General features: G+C 72.4%; 21 protein-coding genes and 1 tRNA gene. 17 read left to right on the top strand and 5 right to left on the bottom strand.

Translation table 11 applies throughout. From position 1 onward, the window contains the following. The first annotated feature begins 82 nt into the window (after positions 1 to 82). From RM555_RS22530 to RM555_RS22510, 5 genes are all read left to right on the top strand, one after another. Entirely contained in the window at positions 83 to 448 is a 366-nt protein-coding gene (locus tag RM555_RS22530) for a YciI family protein (RefSeq protein ID WP_151456957.1), read from the top strand. Positions 449 to 795: 347 nt separating this feature from the next. Further along, on the top strand, positions 796 to 2,244 hold the full coding sequence (gene pyk, locus RM555_RS22525; RefSeq protein ID WP_311413603.1) for a pyruvate kinase: 1,449 nt from the start codon (positions 796 to 798) through the stop codon (positions 2,242 to 2,244). Beyond that, positions 2,241 to 3,125 carry an acyl-CoA thioesterase gene (locus tag RM555_RS22520; RefSeq protein ID WP_132236419.1) on the top strand — a complete coding sequence of 295 codons (885 nt, stop codon included), beginning with the start codon at positions 2,241 to 2,243 and terminating at the stop codon, positions 3,123 to 3,125. Before pyk ends, RM555_RS22520 begins: the two co-directional genes overlap by 4 nt. Before the next feature lie 140 nt (positions 3,126 to 3,265). Further along, positions 3,266 to 3,736, top strand: a complete 471-nt coding sequence (locus tag RM555_RS22515; RefSeq protein WP_311413602.1) for an RrF2 family transcriptional regulator — start codon at positions 3,266 to 3,268, stop codon at positions 3,734 to 3,736. A 148-nt stretch (positions 3,737 to 3,884) separates the two neighbouring features. Further along, positions 3,885 to 4,901 carry a sulfite exporter TauE/SafE family protein gene (locus RM555_RS22510; protein WP_311413629.1) on the top strand — a complete coding sequence of 339 codons (1,017 nt, stop codon included), beginning with the start codon at positions 3,885 to 3,887 and terminating at the stop codon, positions 4,899 to 4,901. A 134-nt stretch (positions 4,902 to 5,035) separates the two neighbouring features. Here the strand turns inward: RM555_RS22510 and RM555_RS22505 are convergent, their stop codons facing one another. Then, positions 5,036 to 6,469: a pyridoxal-dependent decarboxylase gene (locus RM555_RS22505; protein WP_311413601.1), complete on the bottom strand. Its 1,434-nt coding sequence runs from the start codon at positions 6,467 to 6,469 to the stop codon at positions 5,036 to 5,038. Between the two features lie 340 nt (positions 6,470 to 6,809). Between RM555_RS22505 and RM555_RS22500 the strand changes: the two genes are divergently transcribed. Beyond that, on the top strand, positions 6,810 to 9,098 hold the full coding sequence (locus RM555_RS22500; RefSeq protein WP_311413600.1) for a rhamnogalacturonan lyase family protein: 2,289 nt from the start codon (positions 6,810 to 6,812) through the stop codon (positions 9,096 to 9,098). A gap of 221 nt (positions 9,099 to 9,319) precedes the next feature. Here the strand turns inward: RM555_RS22500 and RM555_RS22495 are convergent, their stop codons facing one another. Both RM555_RS22495 and RM555_RS22490 read right to left on the bottom strand, forming a co-directional pair. Further along, the gene (locus RM555_RS22495) at positions 9,320 to 10,330 is read right to left on the bottom strand and encodes an LLM class flavin-dependent oxidoreductase (protein WP_396888826.1); all 1,011 of its coding nucleotides are present in this window, start codon (positions 10,328 to 10,330) and stop codon (positions 9,320 to 9,322) included. Positions 10,331 to 10,411: 81 nt separating this feature from the next. Next, on the bottom strand, positions 10,412 to 10,891 hold the full coding sequence (locus RM555_RS22490; RefSeq protein WP_132236429.1) for an Lrp/AsnC family transcriptional regulator: 480 nt from the start codon (positions 10,889 to 10,891) through the stop codon (positions 10,412 to 10,414). Positions 10,892 to 10,974: 83 nt separating this feature from the next. On the opposite strand from RM555_RS22490, the gene RM555_RS22485 reads away from it, so the two are divergent. Then, positions 10,975 to 12,153, top strand: coding sequence for a trans-sulfuration enzyme family protein (locus RM555_RS22485; RefSeq protein WP_311413598.1), 1,179 nt, complete (start codon positions 10,975 to 10,977; stop codon positions 12,151 to 12,153). Between the two features lie 296 nt (positions 12,154 to 12,449). Here the strand turns inward: RM555_RS22485 and RM555_RS22480 are convergent, their stop codons facing one another. Beyond that, positions 12,450 to 13,085: a transcriptional regulator gene (locus RM555_RS22480; RefSeq protein WP_311413597.1), complete on the bottom strand. Its 636-nt coding sequence runs from the start codon at positions 13,083 to 13,085 to the stop codon at positions 12,450 to 12,452. 146 nt (positions 13,086 to 13,231) lie between these two features. Next, positions 13,232 to 13,315: transfer RNA gene (locus RM555_RS22475), tRNA-Leu, on the bottom strand. A gap of 95 nt (positions 13,316 to 13,410) precedes the next feature. On the opposite strand from RM555_RS22475, the gene RM555_RS22470 reads away from it, so the two are divergent. The 10 genes from RM555_RS22470 (at position 13,411) to RM555_RS22425 (ending at position 23,133) form a co-directional block, all read left to right on the top strand. Then, entirely contained in the window at positions 13,411 to 14,031 is a 621-nt protein-coding gene (locus tag RM555_RS22470) for an ANTAR domain-containing response regulator (protein ID WP_089003337.1), read from the top strand. An 81-nt stretch (positions 14,032 to 14,112) separates the two neighbouring features. After that, a complete protein-coding gene (locus RM555_RS22465; RefSeq protein ID WP_311413596.1) occupies positions 14,113 to 15,279 on the top strand; it encodes a beta propeller repeat protein in 1,167 nt (388 codons plus the stop codon). Positions 15,280 to 15,538: 259 nt separating this feature from the next. Next, on the top strand, positions 15,539 to 16,696 hold the full coding sequence (locus tag RM555_RS22460; RefSeq protein ID WP_311413595.1) for a branched-chain amino acid ABC transporter substrate-binding protein: 1,158 nt from the start codon (positions 15,539 to 15,541) through the stop codon (positions 16,694 to 16,696). 108 nt (positions 16,697 to 16,804) lie between these two features. Beyond that, positions 16,805 to 17,755 (top strand): branched-chain amino acid ABC transporter permease, encoded by a 951-nt coding sequence (locus RM555_RS22455; protein WP_311413594.1) that lies wholly within the window; start codon positions 16,805 to 16,807, stop codon positions 17,753 to 17,755. Further along, complete coding sequence (locus tag RM555_RS22450; protein ID WP_311413593.1) at positions 17,752 to 18,861, top strand: branched-chain amino acid ABC transporter permease; 1,110 nt, start codon at positions 17,752 to 17,754, stop codon at positions 18,859 to 18,861. The genes RM555_RS22455 and RM555_RS22450 overlap by 4 nt, the downstream gene beginning before the upstream one ends. After that, positions 18,854 to 19,699 (top strand): ABC transporter ATP-binding protein, encoded by an 846-nt coding sequence (locus RM555_RS22445; RefSeq protein ID WP_396888825.1) that lies wholly within the window; start codon positions 18,854 to 18,856, stop codon positions 19,697 to 19,699. The genes RM555_RS22450 and RM555_RS22445 overlap by 8 nt, the downstream gene beginning before the upstream one ends. Continuing rightward, a complete protein-coding gene (locus RM555_RS22440; protein ID WP_101411744.1) occupies positions 19,689 to 20,399 on the top strand; it encodes an ABC transporter ATP-binding protein in 711 nt (236 codons plus the stop codon). Before RM555_RS22445 ends, RM555_RS22440 begins: the two co-directional genes overlap by 11 nt. A gap of 33 nt (positions 20,400 to 20,432) precedes the next feature. After that, a complete protein-coding gene (locus RM555_RS22435; protein ID WP_311413592.1) occupies positions 20,433 to 21,344 on the top strand; it encodes an ABC transporter substrate-binding protein in 912 nt (303 codons plus the stop codon). A 2-nt stretch (positions 21,345 to 21,346) separates the two neighbouring features. Beyond that, positions 21,347 to 22,327: an amino acid ABC transporter permease gene (locus RM555_RS22430; protein ID WP_311413591.1), complete on the top strand. Its 981-nt coding sequence runs from the start codon at positions 21,347 to 21,349 to the stop codon at positions 22,325 to 22,327. Then, positions 22,324 to 23,133, top strand: a complete 810-nt coding sequence (locus tag RM555_RS22425) for an amino acid ABC transporter ATP-binding protein (protein ID WP_311413590.1) — start codon at positions 22,324 to 22,326, stop codon at positions 23,131 to 23,133. Before RM555_RS22430 ends, RM555_RS22425 begins: the two co-directional genes overlap by 4 nt. Positions 23,134 to 23,204: the final 71 nt, after the last annotated feature.

Here is a 23,204-nt window from a genome sequence, read left to right as displayed (position 1 = left end):
GGCCGCCCGTGCGACGCTGGGCCGTGCCGGCTCGGCGTCGACCACGGGTCGCCGCGTGCGGCGCGACGCGGGAGGGAACGCCATGACGGGAGTGCCGCAGGTCGACTTCGCGCTCGACACGTACGAGTGCATCGTGCTGTATCCCGGCGCGGCCGGGCGGGCGCTGCCGGCGGAGACGGTGCAGCGGTTGCAGGCCGAGCACCTCGCGCACATGCAGGCCCTGCAACGGCGGGGGATCATCCTGGTCGCCGGCTCGGTGGACGGCCCGGCCCGCGAACCGGACCCGCCGATCGGCTTCGGCCTGGCCCGCACCGGCTCGGTGGACGACGTACGCAGCGTGATGGAGGCCGACCCGGCCGTCCAGGCGGGGCTCTACCGGGTGGACGTGCTGACCTTCCTCTGCCCGGAGGGCTCGCTGGAGTTCCCGCTGGTCAAGACGCAGAGCTGAGCCGCCCGCCGGCAGGGTACGGGCGCCGCGCGCGAAGGCGGTCGCCGTCCGGCCCGGGGGACGACGCCGGCCGTGTCCGCAGCGGGTCTGGGCTGCCCCGCGCCATCCCCGCCCCGGCGTCGGCCCGCGCGCCGGCCGGCGCGCCGGGTGGACCGGCGGGGAGCACCCGGCTGTCCGTTCGCGCCGGGGGCGTACGATTCCCCGCGCGCGGTCGCCGATGCCCGCCGCCTCAACGTTCCGGCGTGGGTTCCGCCCGCCGGCTGCGCGCGTGACGCGCGTCGTTGGACAATGTTCCGCAGTCCGCAAGGGGTCGGCCCACAGCCAGACCCGGAGGAGAGACTAGCCTGATGGGCGTGACACGCCGCGCGAAGATCGTCTGCACTCTTGGTCCTGCCACCTCGTCGCCGGAGCGCATCCGGGGCCTCGTCGAGGCCGGCATGAACGTGGCGAGACTCAACTTCAGCCACGGGAGCCACGAGGATCACGAGGCGGTGTACCGGCTGGTCCGCGAGGCCGCGGAAGCGGCCGGCCGGCCGGTGGCTGTGCTCGCCGACCTCCAGGGCCCGAAGATCCGGCTCGGCCGGTTCGCCGACGGCCCGCACGAGTGGCGCACCGGCGACTCGGTCGTCATCACCGGTGACGACGTCCTCGGCACCAAGGAGCGGGTCTCCTGCACCTACCGCAAGCTTCCGCAGGAGGTCAAGCCCGGCGACCGGCTGCTGATCGACGACGGCCGGGTCGCCGTCGAGGTCACCGACGTCACCGGCAACGACATCCGCTGCCTGGTCACCGAGGGCGGCCCGGTCTCCAACAACAAGGGCGTCTCGCTGCCGAACGTGGCGGTCAGCGTGCCGGCGATGTCCGACAAGGACGCCGAGGACCTGCGTTTCGCCCTCGGCCTGGGCGTCGACCTGATCGCGCTCTCCTTCGTCCGCTCGGCGGACGACATCAAGCTGGTGCACGGCATCATGGCCGAGGAGGGCGTGCACCGGCCGGTGCTGGCCAAGGTGGAGAAGCCCGAGGCGGTCGACTGCCTGGAGCAGATCGTGCTGGCCTTCGACGGCGTCATGGTCGCCCGCGGCGACCTCGGCGTGGAGCTGCCGCTCGACCAGGTGCCGCTGGTGCAGAAGCGTGCCGTGCAGCTCTGCCGGGAGAACGCCAAGCCGGTCATCGTGGCCACCCAGATGCTCGACTCCATGATCGAGAACTCCCGGCCGACCCGCGCCGAGGCCTCCGACGTCGCCAACGCCGTGCTCGACGGCGCGGACGCGGTGATGCTCTCCGGCGAGACCAGCGTCGGCAAGTACCCGGTGCTCACCGTCAGCACCATGGCGAAGATCGTCACCACCACCGAGTCCGGCTCGATCGGCGTGCCGCGCCTTCAGCACGACCCCCGTACGCACGGTGGCGCGCTGACCGTCGCCGCCTCCTCGATCTCCCGGGCCATCGGCGCGAAGGCCCTGGTCGCCTTCTCGCAGACCGGTGACACCGTGCGGCGGCTGTCCCGGCTGCACTGCGACCTGCCGCTGCTCGCGTTCACCCCGGTGCCCGAGGTGCGCAACCAGCTCGCCCTCTCCTGGGGCGTGGAGACGTTCCTGATGCCGTTCGTCGAGCACACCGACGACATGTTCCGCCAGGTCGACCAGGCGCTGCTCGGCCTCGACCGGGCCAACCCCGGCGACTACGTGGTGATCGTCGCCGGCAGCCCGCCCGGCACCCCCGGCTCGACCAACACGCTGCGCGTACACCAGCTCGGATCGCTGGTCGACGCGGCGTCGGCGCGGGCCTTGCAGTGAGCGACGCGGACGTCGCGGTCGGGCAGGCCGCGGTCGACCAGCTCCTGGAGGTGCTCGACCTGGAGCACACCGGCGGGATGACCTTCCGGGGGATGAGCCCCCCGGTCGGTCCCCAACGGGTGTACGGCGGCCAGGTCGCCGGCCAGGCGCTGGTCGCCGCCGGACGCACCGTCGACCCGGCCCGCTTCGTGCACTCCCTGCACGGCTACTTCGTGCGGCCCGGCGACCCGGCCGAGCCGATCGTGTACGAGGTGGAGAACGTCCGCGACGGCCGCTCCTTCTCGGTGCGCCGCTCGGTGGCGCTCCAGCACGACAAGCCGATCTTCTTCATGTCGGCGTCGTTCCAGCGGACGGAGGAGGGCCTGGACCACCAGGCCCCCACCCCGCCCGACGTGCCGGGGCCGGACGAGGTCCCGACGATGGCCGACCGGCTCGCCCGCTACCCGGAGCGGCTCGGCATCTGGGCGCAGATCCCGCGCCCGATCGACGTCCGCTACGTCGGCGAGCCCGGCTGGGTACGCCCCGGCGACCGCCCCGCCGACCCGCACCAGCGGGTCTGGATGCGCATCGACGGCAAGCTGCCCGAGGATCCGCTGCTGCACGCCTGCGCGCTGACGTACGCCTCCGACCTGACGCTGCTGGACTCGGTGCTCTCGGTGCACGGCGAGGTCTGGGGCCCGGGCGGCGTGGTCGGGGCAAGCCTCGACCACGCGCTCTGGTTCCACCGGCCGTTCCGCGCCGACGAGTGGTTCCTCTACGACTGCTGGAGCCCGTCGGCCTCCGGCGCCCGGGGGCTCGCCACCGGCCGCATGTTCACCACCGACGGGCACCACATCGCCAGCGCCGTGCAGGAGGGGCTGCTGCGCCGCGTCGGCGACTGACCGTCCCGACCGCCGTGGCGCGGCCCGGCCCGTCGGGCTCGCCACCAGCGTCGTCTCCGACGCCGCCCGCGCATCGCCACCGGCCGATCGGTCGAGGGGTGATCGTCCGGGCGGGTCGGTCAGGCGACTAACCTTGCCACATGCGCCTCTCCGCCCGGGTCGACTACGCCCTCCGCGCGGTCGCCGAGCTCGCCTCGGTGACCGCCGACGCCGGGCCCGGGCGGAGCCGGCCCGTGACCGCCGACCAGATCGCCCGCGCCCAGGAGATCCCGCCGAAGTTCCTGGAGAGCATCCTGCTGCAACTGCGCCGGGGCGGCATCGTGCAGGCCCAGCGTGGCCCGGAGGGCGGCTACTGGCTGGCCCGACCGGCCGGGGAGATCTCGCTGGCCGAGGTGATCCGGGTGATCGACGGCCCGCTCGCGCACGTACGCGGGCAGCGGCCCGAGGAACTCGGCTACCACGGGGCGGCGCGGGCCCTCCAGGAGGTCTGGATCGCCCTGCGGGCCAGCGAGCGCGAGATCCTGGAACTGGTCACCGTCGCCGACGTTGCCGGCGGCACCCTGCCGGGTCGGGTCGTCGAGCTGGCCGCCGACCCCCGCGCCTGGACCTGACCCGCACCGCCTCCGGATCGCGCTCGTCGTCGCCCCGGCCGGGCCGCGTCTGTCGTCTCACTGACCGGTTGGAGGCTTGACCGGGGCACGGCCCGTGCCGCATTGTCGACCAAGTCGATAGGAGATGCCGAAAAGTCAGGGGGCGCTCGTGCGCAAGCTGCTGGTCCTCGCGCTGGTCGGGCTCGCCGCGCAACTCGTCGACGGCGCGCTCGGCATGGCGTACGGGCTGACCTCCTCCACGTTGCTGCTGCTCGTCGGGGTGGCGCCGGCCGCCGCGTCGGCGTCCGTGCACCTGGCCGAGATCGGCACCACGCTCGCCGCCGGGGTGTCGCACTGGCGGTTCGGCAACGTCGACTGGCGGGTGGTCGGCCGGATCGCCCTGCCCGGAGCCGTGGGCGCGTTCGCCGGCGCCACCTTCCTCAGCTCGATCTCCACCGAGTCGGCCGCCCCGTGGATGGCCGGCATCCTGTTCACCCTCGGCGCGTACCTGCTGGTGCGCTTCTCCCGGCCGCTGCGCACCGATCGGCGCGGCGGCCGGCTGCGCAGCCGCTTCCTCGGCCCGCTCGGTCTGGTCGCCGGCTTCGTCGACGCCACCGGCGGCGGCGGGTGGGGCCCGGTCGCCACGCCGGCCCTGCTGGTGAGCGGGCGAATGGAGCCGCGCAAGGTGATCGGCTCGGTGGACACGTCCGAGTTCGTGGTCGCCGGCGCCGCCAGCCTCGGCTTCCTGATCGGCCTCGGCTCCGAGGGCTTCCTGCTGCCCATGGTGGCCGCGCTGCTCGTCGGCGGCCTGATCGCCGCCCCGATCGCGGCCTGGCTGGTGCGCATCGTCCCCGCCCAACTGCTCGGCGCGGCGATCGGCGGTGTCATCGTGCTGACCAACGCCCGTACGCTGATGCGCTCGGCCGACCTCAGCGGCCCGGCCCGGCCGGTCGTCTACGCGCTGCTGGCCGTCGCCTGGGCCGCCGCCCTGGCACTGGCCGTGCGGGCACTGCTGCGCACCCGCCGCCAAGGCGCCGTCGCCGCCACCGCCCTCGCGGCCGACGCCCCGAGCCCGACGACCGTCTCCCCGGCGGCTGTCTCTCCGGCGAGCGTCTCCCCGACGGCTGCCCCGGCCGAGGACCGTCTCCCGACCCCGGCGGCGGTCCCCTCGCTCAACAACCGCTGACCCTCGCCCGGCGCCGCCCGCCCTGCCCCGCATCGCATCGTCTAGATCTTGGTAGAAACGTGCCCTTCCAGGGGCCGATTCCTACCAAGATCTCTAGCCACCCCGGCACCCGGATCCGCCCCGGCAGCGGGCGGTCAGCGGGGGAGGAGGGCGGTCGCGGCGTCGGTGAGGAGGGTCCACGCCTCGTCGACGTGGACCTCGGTGGTCTGCGGGGAGCCGACGGCCAGGCGCAGCGTGTAGCGGCCGTTCACCCGGGTGTGCGTCAGGTGCACCCGACCCGTGGCGTTGACCCGGGCCAGCAGCTCCGCGTTGACCTCGTCGTCCGCCGCCAGCCGGAAGCACACCAGCGAGTACGGGTGCGCCCCCACCAGCGCGAACCGGTCGTCGGCGCGGACCCGGTCGGCGAACCGGGCGGCGAGCGCCACGCCGGAGCGGATGTGCGCCCGCAGCCCCTCGGCGCCGTACCAGCGCAGCACGAACCAGAGCTTCAGCGCCCGGAACCGGCGGCCCAGCGGCACCTGCCAGTCCCGGTAGTCGATCACCGCGCCGGACTCGGTGGCGGCGTTGCGCAGGTACTCCGGCAGCACGCTCAGCGCCTCGATCAGCTCCGCCGTGTCGGCCACCCAGAACGCGTCGCAGTCGAAGCCGGTGAGCAGCCACTTGTGCGGGTCGAAGCAGTACGAGTCGGCATACTCCAGGCCGGCGTGCCCGAACCGCAGCTCCGGGCAGACCGCCGCCGCCCCCGCGTACGCGGCGTCGACGTGCAGGAAGACGCCGTACTCGGCGCAGATCGCGCCGATCTCCGGCAGCGGGTCGATCGCGGTCGTGGAGGTGGTGCCGACGGTCGCGACCACGATCGCCGGGACCACGCCGGCGGCCAGGTCCGCCTCGATCGCCGCGCGCAGCGCCGCCGGGGACATCGCCTGCGTCTCGGGGTCGACCTCGACCGGCCGTACGCCGTCTGCGCCCAGCCCGGCGATCCGCGCGGCCTTCTCGATGGACGAGTGGCCCTGGGTGGAGGCGTAGGCGCGGTAGCGGCGGTCGACGCCGACCTCGCGCCACCGGCCGCCGCCGGCACGGTGCAGCGCGACCAGGGTCGCCACCAGCGTCGCCGAGGACGCCGAGTCCTGGATCACCCCGCCGCCCCCGGAGCCGGAGCGGAACCGCTTCGGCAGGTCCAGCAGGTCGGCGAGCCAGTCCAGCAGCACCGTCTCCAGTTCGGTGCACGCCGGCCCGGTCGCCCAGAGCATCCCCTGCACGCCCAGCCCGGCGCTGACCAGGTCGCCGAGCACGCTGGGCCCCGACGTGTTGGCCGGGAAATAGCCGAAGAAACCCGGGTGCTGCCAGTGCGTCAGCCCCGGCGTGATCAGGGTGTCCAGGTCGGCCAGGACGGCCTCCACCGGCTCGCCGTGCTCGGGCGGGCCGGCGGGCAGCCGGGCGGCCACCGTCCCGGGCGGGTCCTGCGAGGTCACCGGACGCCGCTCCAGCGTCGCCCAGTAGTCGGCGATCCAGTCCACCACGGCGTGCCCGGCGCGTCGGAACTCGTCCGGGGTCATGTGCTCAGCCACGCCCTGAGTCGATCAAGAATCCGGGCCGGGGGCAAGGGAAGTGCCTGGTGCCCCCCGCCACGGGGGACACCTGGAGCAGGGCGGCGGGAGGACGGATTGTCCGCTGAAAGCGCTTGCCCTAGCATCGCAGGTGCGCGGAGCCACCCCCCGACGCCGCTCGCCGGAGCACCGACGCCGTACTGCCGGCGCCGGGGTGCCGACACCGGAGCGGCGGCGTCGACACCGACGCCGCACCGACGGCATCGGACCACCGCCGCAAGCGCGGCGTCTCCTCCCGCCGGCCCGGGCAGGCCGACGGCGACGGTCGCCGCGCGCCCAACCTCCCCGGAGGACACTCCCCATGCACGTCACCCACCGCCGCGTCGCGCTGCTCGCCGCGGCCGCCGCGGCCGCACTCGCCGCCGGTACGCTCCCGACCCTCACCGCCTCGGCTGCCGCCGCCGGCTGCCGCGTCGAGTACCGGATCACCAACCAGTGGCCCGGCGGCTTCGGCGCCGATGTCACCGTCACCAACCTGGGCGACCCGGTGAACGGCTGGAGCCTCACCTGGTCGTACACCGCCGGCCAGCGGGTCACCCAGGCGTGGAGCGCCGTCGTCGACCAGTCCGGCGCGCAGGTGAGCGCCCGCAACGTCGACTACAACGCCGTGATCGCCACCGGCGCCAGTGCCGCCTTCGGCTTCACCGGCTCCTGGGACGGCAGCAACCCGGCGCCGACCAGCTTCGCCCTCAACGGCACGGTCTGCACCGGCGCGGTGCCCACCAGCGGCCCGACCACCCCACCGCCGCCGAGCACGCCGCCGCCCACGACCCCGCCCACGACCCCGCCACCCACCACGCCGCCGCCGACCACCCCGCCGCCGGCCGGGGCGGTGCAGATGGAGGACCTCGACCGGGGGCTGGTGAGCGTCCGCTCCGGCTCCGGCAACCTGGTCTCCTGGCGGCTGCTCGGCACCGAGACCTCAGGGGTGTCCTTCAACCTCTACCGTGGCGCGACCAGGGTCAACGGCAGCCCGATCACCGGGGCGACCAACTACCTCGACAGCGGCGCGGCGGCCGACGCGACCTACACCGTGCGCGCCGTCGTCGGCGGCACCGAACAGGCCGCCTCCGCAGCCGCGCTCCGGTTCCCCGCCGGCTACCTCGACGTGCCGTTGCAGGTGCCGGCGGGCGCGAGCACGCCGAGCGGCGAGAGCTACACGTACTCCGCCAGCGACGCCTCCGTGGGCGACCTCGACGGCGACGGAGACTACGAGTTCGTGGTCAAGTGGGAGCCGTCCAACGCCAAGGACAACTCCCAGTCCGGCTACACCGGCAACGTGTACGTCGACGCGTACACCCTCGCCGGCGCCCGGCTGTGGCGCGTCGACCTGGGCCGTAACATCCGGGCCGGGGCCCACTACACCCAGTTCCAGGTGTACGACTACGACGGCGACGGCCGCGCCGAGGTGGCCATGAAGACCGCCGACGGCACCCGCTCCGGCACCGGCCAGGTGATCGGCTCCGCCACCGCCGACCACCGCAACTCCAGCGGGTACGTCCTCGCCGGCCCCGAGTACCTGACCATGTTCGACGGCCGCACCGGCGCGGTCCTCTCCACCGTCAACTACGACCCGCCGCGGGGCACCGTCTCCTCCTGGGGCGACAACTACGGCAACCGGGTCGACCGCTTCCTCGCCGCCACCGCCTACCTCGACGGGCAGCGCCCCTCCCTGGTGATGGCCCGCGGCTACTACACGCGGGCGGTCGTGGCGGCCTGGGACTTCCGCGACGGCACCCTGCGCAAGCGGTGGACCTTCGACTCCAACGCCTCGGGCAACGGCGCCGCCCACGGCCAGGGCAACCACAACCTCTCCGTCGCCGACGTCGACGCCGACGGGCGCCAGGAGATCGTGTACGGGTCGGCCACCATCAACGACGACGGCCGCCTGATGTACGCCACCGGCTACGGCCACGGCGACGCCCTGCACGTCGGCGACCTCCTGCCCGGCCGCGCCGGCCTGGAGGTCTTCACCATCCACGAGTCCGGCAACCAGCCGGCGGCCGACCTGCACGACGCCCGCACCGGTCAGGTCGTCTGGCAGCGGCCGAACAACGGGGGAGTCGAGGGCCCCGGCCGGGGCGTCGCCGCCGACATCCACGCCGGCAGCCCCGGCGCCGAGGTCTGGGGCGCCGGCACCCACATGGGCGACCTCTACAGCGCGGCCGGGGCCGTCGTCGGGCGCCGGCCGTCCTCGGCCAACTTCCTCGCCTGGTGGGACGGCGACCCCGTCCGGGAACTGCTCGACGGCACCCGCATCGACAAGTACGGCACCGGTGGCGACACCCGCCTGCTCACCGCCAGCGGCGTGGCGGCGAACAACGGCACCAAGTCCACCCCGGCGCTCTCCGCCGACCTGTTCGGCGACTGGCGGGAGGAGGTCGTCTGGCGCACCAGCGACAGCCGTGCCCTGCGGATCTACAGCACGCCCACGCCCACCGCGACCCGGATCCACACGCTCATGCACGACCCGCAGTACCGGGTGGCGGTCGCCTGGCAGAACACCGCCTACAACCAGCCCCCGCACCCGGGCTTCTTCCTCGGCGACGGCATGGCCGCCCCGCCCACGCCCAACGTCTACCTGCGGTGAACCGACGACCGGCCGGCGGCAGTGCCTTCGGGGCACGCGGTCGGCCGGTCGCGGGACGGAAAAGGCACCGGGCCGCAGCCGCGGAATCCGCACAGCTCCGGCCCGGTGCCCCACACCGCGGCATCCCCGACCCGTCCCGACCGGGAATGCCGTACCACCACCGAGGACAAAACTAGGCGGGCCACGCGTCGCCCCGGTGACGCCGACGTGAAGATCGTGTTTCAGCCCTCGCGGCGCAGGCCACCGGCCACGTGCTCGGCGATCAGCTCGTACGAGCGCACCCGGTCGGCCACGTCGTACACCAGCGTGGTCAGCATCAGCTCGTCCGCGCCGGTGCGCGCCAGCAACTCGCCGAGCTGCCGCCGTACCGTCTCCGGGGAGCCCGTCGCCTGCCCGTCGCGGCGCTGCCGCACGAACTCGCGCTCGGCCTCCGTGTACGGGTACGCCGCCGCCTCGTCGGGCGTCGACAGGGGCTCGGGCCGCCCCGAGCGCAGCCGCAGGAACGACAGCGCCGCCGGCCCCGCCAGCCACTCCGCCCGCTCGTCGGTGTCCGCGCAGACCGCGTTCACGGCCACCATCGCGTACGGCGCGTCCAGCCACTTGGATGGCCGGAAGTGCTGCCGGTACAGCGCCAGCGCGGGCACCGTGTTCTGCGCGCTGAAGTGGTGCGCGAAGGAGAACGGCAGGCCCAGCAGCCCGGCCAGCTGGGCGCTGAACCCGCTGGAGCCGAGCAGCCAGACGGCCGGCTGCTCGCCGAGGCCCGGGGTGGCGGTGATCGGCCCCGGCCGCTCGCCGCTGAAGTAGTTCATCAGGTCCGCCAGCTCCCGGGGGAAGCCCTCTGCCGACAGCCCTTCCATCGTCCGGCGCAGCGCCAGCGCGGTCACCTGGTCGGTGCCGGGGGCGCGGCCGATGCCCAGGTCGATCCGGCCCGGGTGCAGCGCTTCGAGGGTGCCGAACTGCTCGGCCACCACCAGCGGCGCGTGGTTGGGCAGCATCACCCCGCCCGAGCCCAGCCGGATCGTCGACGTGTGCGCCGCCAGGTGCGCGAGCAGCACCGCCGGCGCGGAGCTCGCGATCGCCGGCATGTTGTGGTGCTCGGCCACCCAGAACCGGCGGTACCCGAGTTCCTCCGTGCGCCGGGCCAGCTCGGTGGTGTGCCGCAGCGCCGCGCCGGCGGTGGCGCCGGCCGCGACCGGGGCAAGATCGAGAACAGACAGCGGTACGTTGATCACAAGGGTGGCCAACCCGTCCCACCTCGGGTTTGTTCCCCGGGGCGATCCGGCTCACGCGCCTGTCACGGGCCCGTGGCGCGCTCAGCCCATGCCGCGGGCCTGCTCGAAGATCAGGCTCGTCTGGGTGTGCTGCACCGCCGGGTCCACGGCCAGGTGGTCCAGCACGAAGTCCCGCAGGGCGTCCGCCGAGGCCGCCCGCACGTGCAGCACGTAGTCCTCCGCGCCCGCCACGTGGAACACGGCCACCACCCCCGGCAGCCGCACCGACCGGGCCCGGAACGCGTCCACCGCCGCCCGCTCGTGCGCGGTCAGCCGCACCGACACCAGCGCCTGCAACGGCAGCCCCACCGCCGCCGGGTCCACCTCCGCGTGGAACCCGCGGATCGCCCCGCGCTCGCGCAGGGCGCGGGTGCGGGTCAGGCACGTGGAGGGGGCCACCCCGACCCGCTCGGCGAGGGCGTTGTTCGGCAGGCGGCCGTCGGCGGCCAGCTCCGACAGGATCGCGCGGTCGGTGTCGTCCAGGTCGGCGAACCGCCGCACATCATTCGTAGCAAGGGGCATGGAGGCATCTTCCACCGAACCAGCCCGCACTTCCAAGGGCAATTACCGAATCATGTTCGGAACTATTGCCGCCCGTTGGCGCTATGTTCGATCCTTCCAGCATGACGACCGTGGACACCAGAGCCGTGCACGCCGGCCGCGACGACCTCGCCGCCCTCGGCGTCCACGTGCCGCCGATCGACTTCTCCACCACCAACCCGCTGCCGTCCGTCGACGCCGGCGGCGACGCGTACGAGGCCCTCGCGACCGGAGGCACCCTCCCCGCTGGCGGCAGCGCCGTCTACCAGCGCCTGTGGAACCCCACGGTGGCCCGCTTCGAGACCGCCCTCGCCGACCTCGAAGACACCACCGACGCCGTCGCCTTCGCCAGCGGCATGGCCGCCCTCACCGCCACCCTGCTCGCCGCCACCCGGGACGGCAGGCGGCACCTCGTCGCCGTCCGCCCCCTCTACGGCGGCACCGACCACGTGCTCGCCACCGGCCTGCTCGGCACCACCGTCACCTGGGCCCGCCCCGACGAGGTCGCCGCCGCCGTCCGCCCCGACACCGCCCTGGTGATCGCCGAGACCCCGGCCAACCCCACCCTCGACCTGGTCGATATCGCCGCCCTCGCCCGCGCCGCCGGCGACGTGCCGCTGCTCGTCGACAACACCGTGGCCACCCCCGTGCTCCAGCAGCCCACCCGGCACGGCGCCACGCTCGTGCTGCACAGCGCCACCAAGAGCATCGGCGGGCACGGCGACGTCCTCGCCGGCGTGGTCGCCTGCGACGCCGACTGGGCCGCCCGGTTGCGCCAGGTCCGCGCGCTCACCGGCGCGATCCTGCACCCCCTCGGCGCGTACCTGCTGCACCGCGGCCTGCAGACCCTGCCGGTGCGGGTGCGTGCCCAGCAGGCCGGCGCCGAGAAGCTCGCCGCCTGGCTCGCCGCCCACCCCGCCGTCGCGCAGGTGCACCACCCGTCGCTGCACGACCCCGCCGGGCTCGTCGGACGGCAGATGAGCGGCCCCGGCAGCCTCCTCGCCTTCGAGGTACGCGGCGGCGCGCCCGCCGCGGCCGCCGTCGCGAACGCCTGCCGGCTGATCACCCACGCGGTCTCGCTGGGCGGCGTCGACACCCTCATCCAGCACCCGGCCTCGCTGACCCACCGCCCCGTCGAGGGGGAGGCCAAGCCGTGCGGGGGCCTGTTGCGCGTCTCCGTCGGCCTGGAGGACGCCGAGGACCTGCGCGCCGACCTGGCCCAGGCCCTCGCCGAACTCGGCTGACCCGCACCGACGCCGTCGGTCGGCCCTCGCTGAACTCGGCTGACCGGACCGACGCCGTCGCCCCGCCCTCGCTGCCGCGAGCCGCCGTGCAACGACGACGTGCCGCACGGGTGGAACACCATGGTTGCCAAAGAGTTCGTGTGACACCCATGAGGTTCCACTCGTGACCCGACCGGCCAACACGGCGGCACGCGTGCGGGCAGGGCATGCAGGTGGCGCGGCACGTCAGGTGCGCGATACGTGGCGGGGCGGTGGTCCATGGGTGGTGGCGGGTCGGGGTTCCCGGGTCTGACGGGTCAGGACTTCGGGCCGACATGACGGTCGAGGGCGGCGACGGCCTCCCGGCGGGCCACCGAGAGGGAGTTGCGGCGGTTCATCCGCCAGGCGATGCCGAGCAGGTCCAGTGCCCACTGGCAGAGCCCCATGATGTCGGCCGACTCGTTGACGAACATGTAGCGCGGGTAGACGTAGCTCCTGCCGCGCACCGTCACCCGGTTGCTCACCCGGCAACCGTCGGAGTGGAACAGGCCGCGCAGAAAGTCGCCGGGGTGCGCGGCGACGATCTCCCTCTGCCAGTCGGTGAGGACAATCGGTCGCTCATGCTTCTTGCCGGGACCGTGCTGCGGGAACAGGCACGGCCAGTGCTTGCCGGTGCTCTGGACCGCCACGCAGCCCTGCTTCTGGATTCGCTGGACCTTGTTGGCGAGCACCGCCTTCATCGCGACGTCGCAGGCGTCGATGAGATCAGGCCATGCGTCGGCGCAGTAGACGCGCAGGACGGGAACGCGGTCGGTGGTGACCAAGTGGCCGTCCCCGAGATAGAGGCCCAGCAGGTAGGGATAGGCCGTCGGGTCGGTCGGATTACCGACATCGGGAAAGCAGCGGAAGCAGCGAGCGGCGGTGCCGACCATGACCGGCTCGGGTCGGTCCACGCACCAGTGCCAGACGGTGCTGTAGGGCAGGGACAGGTCCCGGGCGACCGACCGGATGTTGCTGCCGCGAGCGCGGAGCGCGCGGGCTCGGGCCCGCATCTCGGGTGGGTGCACCCGGAAATTGTCGAACAGACGTATGACAGAAGTGCCGGGAGCGGGACTTGAACCCGCACGCCCTCTCGGGCAGATGCTTTTGAGGCATCCGAGTCTGCCGATTCCTCCATCCCGGCTCAACCCCTGCGCGGGGTCGGGCCCACTGTACCCGACTAGGCTCATACGGGAGCATGGGTGGTAGCCGTGCCGGGATCGATGGTGGGAGTGGCTCGTGGCCGAGACGCAGACGGACGTCGAGCGCAGGCGCGTTCTGATCGCCGAGGACGAGGCGCTGATCCGGCTGGACCTGGCCGAGATGCTCGTCGAGGAGGGTTACGAGGTCGTCGGGGAGGCCGGTGACGGCGAGACCGCCGTCCGGCTCGCCGAGGAGCTCAAGCCGGATCTGGTCATCCTCGACATCAAGATGCCGATCATGGACGGGCTGGCCGCCGCCGAGCGGATCGCGGGCGCCCGGATCGCCCCGGTGATCATCCTGACCGCGTTCAGCCAGCGTGACCTGGTGGAGCGGGCCCGGGCGGCCGGCGCGATGGCGTACCTCGTGAAGCCCTTCCAGAAGAGCGACCTGGTGCCGGCGGTGGAGATCGCGCTGTCGCGCTACTCGGAGATCGCCGCACTGGAGGCGGAGGTCGCGGGGCTGACCGACCGGCTGGAGATCCGCAAGACGGTCGAGCGCGCCAAGGGCGCGCTGATGACGACGTACGGGATGACCGAGCCGCAGGCCTTCAAGTGGATCCAGCGCACGGCGATGGACCACCGGATGACCATGAAGGAGGTCGCCGAGCGGATCCTCGCCGAGACCGCCGGCGGCGAGGTCGCCCAGCCCGCGTCCTGAGGTGCCGCCGGGGCGACGCGACACGCCGGGGAGTGCTCCGAGGGCTCCTCGCGGGGCCGGTTGATCGATAACATCTGATCCATGTGGACCCGACGGCTGGTGGCGGTGCTCGGTGTCCTCGCGCTGCTGCCGGCCGGCTGCGGACGGACCCCGGCGGAGCCCGCCGACGAGCCGCTGCGTCCGCGGTGGCAGCCGCTGACCCTGCCGACGCCGCCGGGCGTTCCCGGTCGGCCGCTGCTGCGCGACGCCGTGGCCTGCGCCGGCACGTGGTACGTGGTCGGCGGGCTGGCCGACGCGGCGGGGGAGACCCGGCCGGCGGCCTGGCGCAGCACCGACGGCGTGTCGTGGACGGCGCTGCCGGTGTCGCCGTCGAGCCACTACGGCCGCCAGCACGTGCTCTACGCGGCCGCGTGCCGCGACGGCCGGCTGGCGGCGCTCGGGGCGAAGAACGGCGGCGCGCACGGCAACCCGCGCACGGGCACCTGGTCGCAGTCGCCGGGCGGGCAGCTCCGGGAGGCGCCGGCGCCCTTCGAGCTGTACGCCGGCCCGCGCGCGGTGAGCGTGGCGCGGCTCGCGGCGGGCCCGGCCGGGTGGCTGATCGCGGGGGCGCGGGTCGACGGGGCGGCGGTCTGGACGTCGTCGGACGGCGAGCGGTTCGCGATCCGGGAGGGCGTCGCGGAACTCGCCGCTGACGGGCGGGGCCGGACGGTTGCGTACGACGCGGTGGCCGTGCCGTCGGGCTGGTGGGTGGTGGGCGCGGTGCTGCCGCCCGGCGCGACGGCGCTGACGCCCCTGGCCTGGAGCTCGGCCGACGGGCGGGCTTGGCGGCGGGTGGCGTTGCCGGTGCCGGACGGGCGGGGCCAGGCGCAGCGGGTGGCGTCGGTCGACGGTGCGGTGGTGGCCGTCGGCCCGGTGCGCGACGGGTTCGCGACCTGGCGGCTGGCGGGCGACGCGTGGCGGCGGGCCGGCGGGTTCGGCGCGGCCGGTCCGGGGGTGTCCTCGGTCGACGCCCTGGTGCCGGCCGGGCGGGAGCTGGTCGCGGTGACGGGGGACGGCGGTGGTCACGGACTGTGGCTTTCCGCCGATGCGGGGGATTCGTGGCGACTGATGGCCATGCCGGCCCCGGTGCCGGATGGTGGGAACACGGCCGTGGCGGTCGCGTCGCAGGGTGATCGACTGGTGTTGGTGTCTGACGACGGGGAGGCGTCCCGTGCCTGGTCAGTCGGTTTGCCGACCATCGATCGGTAGGGGGTGGACGAGGTTCGACCCGTTACCGATGAAACGAAGGCGAAGGGCTTTCGCCGCCGACGGTTCTTACAGCGATCGTTTCGAACCCGCCACGCCGTGTAACGGTTCGGTCAACCCGCTCCCCTGGGGCTTTCGTCACAGCTCAAAGGTGGGATAGCGTCCGGCCCCAGACCGGCGACGACGGTCTGGTTCGTCCGCCCCCGCAAGGGCCAATCGGCAGCGGGTGGTTCGGACCATTGGACGGAGGAGGGTTCGGGCCTTGAGGCAGAAGCTCGCGCGCGTTATCGGTGGGGTCGCCATGCTGGCGCTCGTCGCCGGCGGCACGGCATGCTCCAGTAGCGACGACGCGGCGTCCGGTGGCGACGCCTGCGGCAACAAGATCGCGTTCTTCGGCGCGCTGACCGGCCCGTCGGCGGCGCTCGGCATCAACGAGAACAACGGCGTCAAGCTGGCGGTCGACAAGTACAACAAGGAGAACGCCGACTGCAAGGTCGAGCTGGTTCCCCTGGACTCGCAGGGCAGCCCGGACCAGGCCCCGCAGCTGGCCCAGAAGGCCATCGACGACACCAAGATCCTCGGCATCGTCGGCCCGGCCTACTCGGGTGAGTCGGAGGCCGCCGGTCCGCTCTTCAACGAGGCCGGTCTGGTGACCATCACCCCGTCGGCCACCAACCCGACGCTCGCGAAGCAGAACTGGAAGACCTTCTTCCGCGCGGTCGGCAACGACCTGAGCCAGGGCCCGGGGGCCGGCAACTACATCAAGAACGTGCTGAAGGCCGACAAGGTCTACGTCATCGACGACCAGTCCGCGTACGGCGCCGGCCTGGCCGACGAGGTCAAGAAGCTGCTCGGCCCCGCGGTCGTCGGCTCGGACAAGGTCCAGGGCGACGGCAAGCAGGTCGAGTTCTCGGCCGTGGTCACCAAGGTCAAGGCCGCCAACGTCAAGGCGATCTTCTACGGCGGCTACTACCAGGAGGCCGGCCTGATCCGCAAGCAGCTCACCGCTGCCGGGGTCACCGCTCCGCTGATCGCCGGTGACGGCGTGAACGACGCCGCGTACATCACCTCCGCGGGTGCGGCGGCGGCCGAGGGCACCATCCTCACCTGCCCGTGCCAGCCGGCCGCCGAGGCGCGCGGCACCTTCATCGAGGAGTACAAGGCGCTCAACGGCACCGACCCGGGCACCTACAGCGACACGGCCTACGACGCGGCGAACATCCTGCTGGCCGGCATCAAGGCGGGCAAGACCACCCGTGAGGGCCTGCTGGAGTTCGTGAAGGGCTACAGCGGCGAGGGCGTCGCGGCGAGCTACAAGTTCGTCGAGGGCGGCGAGCTCGACCCGGCGCAGGTCAAGGTCTGGGCCTTCAAGGTCAAGGACGGCAAGGTCGTTCCGGACCAGGAGATCCCCAAGTCCTGACGTCGGTCGCTGCAACGGCGATTGAGTGGTGATCGCGGGCGCGGCCGGGAGCTGTGCTCCCGGCCGCGCCCCACTTTTCTCTCCAGACCCTGATGGAGCGTCCCTTCATTGAACTTCGACGACCTGTTCTCCAACTTCGGGACATACACGACGACCGGCCTGACGCAGGGTGCGATCTACGCCCTGGTCGCGCTCGGCTACACGCTGGTCTACGGCGTGTTGAGACTCATCAACTTCGCCCACTCCGAGGTCTTCATCGCCGGCGCGTTCGCGGCGATCTGGACCTGGAACGGCTTCGGGCTCGACCAGAACTCGCAGGTCAGCGGCATCGGGTCGATCATGTTCTACCTGCTGGTGGCGATGATCGTCGCGGCGATCGCCTCCGCCGGCACGGCCACCGTGATCGAGCGGGTGGCGTACCGGCCGCTGCGTAAGCGCAACGCGCCGCCGCTGGCCTTCCTGATCACCGCCATCGGCGCGTCCATCGCCATCTCCGAGGCGTTCGGCATCTGGACCCGCCGCCGCCCCGAGGGCGCCCCGATCCTGGTCAGTCAGGATCCGCTCTTCCACATCTTCGGCGTGCCGATCGACGGGGTGCAGCTGCTCACCCTCGGCGCCGCGCTGGTGATGATGATCGCGCTGGACCTGTTCATCAACCGCAGCCGGGTCGGTCGCGGCATCCGGGCGGTCGCCCAGGACGCCAACACCGCCGCGCTGATGGGCGTGAACAAGGACCGGATCATCCTGATCGTCTTCATCGCCGGCGGCAGCATGGCCGGCGTCGCCGGCCTGCTCTACGACGTACGGATCCAGACCCTCACCTACAGCGTCGGCTTCCTGCTCGGCCTGAAGGCATTCACCGCCGCGGTGCTCGGCGGCATCGGCAACCTGCGCGGCGCGCTGCTCGGCGGCCTGCTGTTGGGCTTGATCGAGAACTACGCCTCCGGTCTGTTCGGCAGCGAGTGGAAGGACTTCGCCGCGTTCGCGCTGCTGGTGGTGCTGCTGATGTTCCGGCCGACCGGTCTGCTGGGTGAGTCGCTGGGGAGGGCACGGGCATGACGACCGTTCTGGACAAGGTGCGCTCCGGCCGCGAGGCGGCCGGGGAACGGTGGCGCGGGGCGCCCCGCTGGGTGCGCTGGGCGCTGCTGGCCGCGGTGATCGTGTTCTTCTACGCGCTGCCGAACAAGGAGTTCTACCAGTACCTCGGGCCGATCCCGACCCCCGGTGCGAACTTCACGCAGGTGATGTTCACCGTCTCGATCTACGTGCTGCTGGCCGTCGGTCTGAACATCGTGGTCGGCTTCGCCGGCCTGCTCGACCTCGGCTACTTCGGCTTCTTCGCCGTGGGCGCGTACACCGTGGCGGTGCTGACCTCGCCGAGCAGCAACCTCAAGACGCTGTGGCCGTGGCTGCTGGCGGTGCCGGTGGCGATCGCCCTGACCATGGTCTCCGGCGTGATGCTCGGTACGCCGACCCTGCGGCTGCGCGGCGACTACCTGGCGCTGGTGACGCTCGGCTTCGCCGAGATGATCCGCATCGGCGCGGTCAGCTCGGAGTTCCTCAGGGGGCAGCGGGGCTTCAACCAGATCCCGCACCCGCCGGGCGAGTTCGCCGACGGCAAGCCGGTCTTCGGCGTGCTCGACGCCCGGCCGTACTACTGGCTGGTGCTCACGCTGATCATCCTGGTGGTCATCGGGGTGCGGAACCTGACCCACAGCCGGGTCGGGCGCGCCTGGATCTCCATCCGGGAGGACGAGGACGCGGCGCAGCTGATGGGCGTGCCCACGTTCAAGTTCAAGCTGTGGGCGTTCGCCGCGGGTGCCGCGATCGCGGGCCTCGCCGGTGCGCTCTTCGCGGGCAAGCAGAACTTCGTCAACTCGCAGAACTTCGAGCTGCTGAACTCGATCATCATCCTGGCCGCGGTCATCTTCGGCGGCTCGGGCAACATCGTCGGCGCGATCGTCGGCGGTGGACTGGTGGCGTACATGATCGAGCGGTTCCGTGGCATCGAGCTGCTGGGCGTCGAGCTGTACGAGTACCGGTTCCTGTTCTTCGGCCTGGTGCTGGTGGTCATGATGATCTTCCGGCCGGAGGGTCTGATCCCCAACCGACGACGTGCGGCGGAGTTCAAGGATCGTCGCAAGGAGGTGACCGTCGGTGAGTGACACCGAGCAGACGCCGGTCGTTCCGGCGCAGGCCGGCGCGCCGGCCGTGGAGGCGGTGCCCACCCGGGAGCCGCTGCTGGAGGTCGACAAGGTCACGCTGCGCTTCGGCGGCGTGGTCGCCCTGAACGAGGTGGACTTCACCCTCTACAAGGGCGAGATCCTCGGTCTGATCGGCCCGAACGGCGCCGGCAAGACCACCTGCTTCAACGCCATGACCGGCATCTACCAGCCGACCGAGGGGCAGATCCGGTTCCGCGGCCAGAAGGTCAGCGGCAAGAAGCGGCACCAGATCACCAAGATGGGCATGGCGCGGACGTTCCAGAACATCCGCCTCTTCCCGGAGATGACGGCGCTGGAGAACGTCCTGGTGGGCGCGGACGCGCACAACAAGACGAGCGTCATCTCCGCGCTGTTCCGCCTGCCGCGGTACTGGAAGGAGGAGCGCGAGAGCCGGGAGAAGGCCGAGCGCCTGCTGGAGTTCGTCGGCATCCGCAAGCGGATGCACGAGTTCGCCCGCAACCTCTCCTACGGCGAGCAGCGGCGGCTGGAGATCGCCCGCGCGCTGGCCACCGACCCGGTGCTGCTCTGCCTGGACGAGCCGGCCGCCGGCTTCAACCCGGCGGAGAAGGAGGAACTGCTCCAGCTCATCCGGCAGATCCGGGACACCGGCGTGACCGTGCTGCTCATCGAGCACGACATGCGCCTGGTCATGGGGGTCACCGACCGGATCGTGGTGCTGGAGTTCGGAAAGAAGATCGCCGAGGGGCTGCCCGCCGAGGTGCGGGAGAACCCGAAGGTGATCGCGGCGTACCTGGGGGTGCCGGACGATGCTGCTTGAGATCGACGATGTGAGCCTGCTCTACGGGCGGATCCAGGCGCTGCACGGCATCAGCCTGACGGTGGACGAGGGCGAGATCGTCGCCCTGATCGGCGCCAACGGCGCCGGCAAGTCGACCACGATGCGGGCGATCTCCGGGATCCGGCCGGTCGCCAGCGGCAGCATCCGGTTCGACGGTGAGGACATCACCAAGCTCCGGGCGGACCTGCGGGTCCGGCGGGGGCTGTGCCAGGCCCCCGAGGGCCGCGGGATCTTCCCGGGCATGACGGTGCTGGAGAACCTCGACATGGGCGCGTACACCCGGCGCGACCGCGCCGGCATCGCCCAGGACCTCGACCGGGTGCTGGGCCTCTTCCCGCGCCTGGCCGAGCGGCGCAGGCAGCAGGGCGGCACCCTCTCCGGCGGCGAGCAGCAGATGCTGGCCGTCGGGCGGGCACTGATGAGCCGGCCGAAGCTGCTGCTGCTCGACGAGCCCTCCATGGGTCTGGCACCGATGCTGATCCAGCAGATCTTCGACATCATCGTCGAGATCAACCAGCAGGGCACCACCGTCCTGCTGGTCGAGCAGAACGCCCAGCAGGCGTTGGCCCGGGCCCACCGGGCGTACGTGCTGGAGACCGGCCGGATCGTCAAGAGCGGCACCGGCGCCGAGCTGCTGCACGACCCGGCGGTCAAAGAGGCCTACCTCGGCGTGGCCTGACCGGCCGTCACCCCTCATCGCAAGGAGTACCCCATGTTCCGCATCAGTGGTGGCCGCCGGGCCGCCCTCGGCGTCACCGGCGCCGCCCTGCTCGCCCTCTCGCTGGCCGGCTGCGGTGAGAAGGAGAGCACCGAGCAGCCCGGCGCCGGCCCCAGCGTCACCGCGGCCGCCGACTCGGCGCTGGCCGCGAAGGTGCCCGACGCCATCAAGGCCGACGGCGTGATCAAGGTCGGCACCGACTCGACGTACGCCCCGGCGGAGTTCCTCGACGCCGACGGCAAGACGGTCGTCGGCTTCGACATCGAGCTGTTCAACGCGGTCGCGCAGAAGCTCGGCCTGAAGGCCGAGTACGAGTCGGCGCCGTTCGACGCGATCCTGCCCGGCGTGGACTCGGGCAAGTACGAGGTCGGCGTCTCCTCGTTCACCATCAACGCCGAGCGGATGAAGACCGTCAACATGGTCAGCTACTTCTCCGCCGGCACCCAGTGGGCGACCAAGGCCGGCAACCCGGCCAAGGTCGACACCGAGAACGCCTGCGGCAAGAAGATCGCCGTGCAGGTCGGCACCGTGCAGCTCGACGACATCACCGCCCGGTCGAAGAAGTGCACCGACGCCGGCAAGCCGGCCATCACCATCGACCAGTACCAGGCGCAGAGCGACGCCACGGCCGCCGTGGTCAGCGGCAAGAACGACGCCATGCTGGCCGACTCCCCGGTCGGGGCGTACGCGGTGAAGCAGAGCAGCGGCCAGCTGGAGCTGCTCGGCGACATCTACGAGTCGGCCCCGTACGGCTACGCGGTGAAGAAGGACCAGGCCGCGTTCGCCGAGGTGCTGAAGGAGGCCGTCACGGCGGTCATCGCCGACGGCACGTACCAGGGCGCGCTGAAGAAGTGGGGCGTCGAGGGCGGCGCCATCACGACCCCGGCGCTGAACCCGACCAGCTGACGATGTCTGTCGAGACTGACACACCCGAACGGGCACGGCCGGAACCCATCCGCGCCGTGCCCGTGCGGCATCCCGGGCGGTGGGTCGCCGTCGCCGTGATCGGGGTGCTGGTGGCCATGTTCGTGCACCTGCTGGTGACGAACAAGGCGTTCAACTGGTCGTTCATGGTCGACGAGATGTTCCGCCCGCCGATCATGGCGGGGGTGCGCGGCAGCCTCACGCTGCTGGTGACCGCCATGCTGATCGGTGTCGGGCTGGGCATCGTCCTCGCTGTAATGCGGTTGTCGGAGAACCCGATCCTGCGCGGCGTCGCCTGGGCGTACACCTGGTTCTTCCGGGCGGTGCCCCGGCTGGTGCTGGCGATCCTCTTCGGCAACCTGGGCATCCTCTGGGCGCGCATCGAGTTCGGCCTACCGTTCGACCGGCAGATCGGCGCCCTGTTCGGGGTCGACGACTTCGAGGCGCGGCTGTTCGGCTTCTCCGCCGTGGACATCCTGACCGGGTTCGTCGCCGGCGCGTTGGCGCTGGGCCTGTCGGAGGCCGCCTACATGGCGGAGATCGTCCGGGCCGGCATCCAGTCGGTCGACGAGGGGCAGACCGAGGCCGCGCAGGCGCTCGGCCTGCGGCGGGGGCAGATCCTGCGCCGCATCGTGCTGCCGCAGGCGATGCGGGTGATCGTCCCGCCGACCGGCAACGAGACCATCGCCATGCTCAAGGACACCTCGCTGGTGGCCTTCGTGCCGGTCTCGATGGAGCTGTTCTTCCAGATCAGGGCCGTGGGCAGCCGGACCTTCCAGGTCTTCCCGATGTTGGTGGCGGCGACCATCTGGTACCTGCTGCTGAGCAGCGTGCTGATGGTCGGGCAGTACTACCTGGAGCGGCACTTCTCCAAGGGCGTCGGGCGCAGCGGGCGGGCGAAGACCAAGCTGCGGGGGATCGCGGCGGAGAGCGGCGGCACGACCGGGAAGGCGGACGGCGCATGACCGAGCTGACGGTGCCGGCAGCGGCCGGCGGGGCGGCGGTGGAGTCCGCGCCGATGGTCCGGGCCGAGCAGGTGCACAAGTCGTTCGGGGCGATCGAGGTGCTCAAGGGCATCGACCTGGAGGTCCGCAGCGGCGAGGTGTGCTGCCTGCTGGGCCCCTCCGGCTCCGGCAAGTCGACGTTCCTGCGCTGCATCAACCACCTGGAGAAGATCAACGCCGGCCGGATCTGGGTGGACGGCGACCTGATCGGCTACCGCGAGCGCGGCGGCAAGCTGCACGAGATGCGGGAGAAGGACGTCGCCGCCCAGCGCCGCGCGATCGGCATGGTGTTCCAGCGGTTCAACCTCTTCCCGCACATGACCGCCCTGGAGAACGTCGCCGAGGCGCCGGTGCTGGTGGGCCGCGAGAAGAAGGCCACCGCCCGGGACCGGGCCGCCGCGCTGCTGGAGCGGGTGGGGCTGGGCGACAAGCTCGGCAACTACCCGGGCCAGCTCTCCGGTGGGCAGCAGCAGCGGGTGGCGATCGCCCGGGCGTTGGCGATGCAGCCGAAGCTGATGCTCTTCGACGAGCCCACCAGCGCGCTCGACCCGGAGCTGGTCGGTGAGGTGCTCGACGTGATGAAGGACCTGGCGCGCGACGGCATGACGATGATCGTGGTCACCCACGAGATCGGCTTCGCCCGCGAGGTCGGCGACTCGCTGGTCTTCATGGACGGCGGCGTCGTGGTCGAGTCCGGCGTGCCCCGCGAGGTGATCGCCAACCCCCGCCACGACCGGACGAAGGCGTTCCTGGCGAAGGTGCTCTGAGCGGTACGCCGGCGCGGCCCACCCCCGGGCCGTGCCGGCGTCCGCGCCGGTGTCCGCCTCGGGCCGCGCCG

Origin of the sequence: Micromonospora reichwaldensis, from assembly GCF_031845925.1 — a bacterium.
GTDB classification, from domain to species: domain Bacteria; phylum Actinomycetota; class Actinomycetes; order Mycobacteriales; family Micromonosporaceae; genus Micromonospora; species Micromonospora reichwaldensis.
This window is presented reverse-complemented; position numbering and strand designations above follow the sequence as displayed.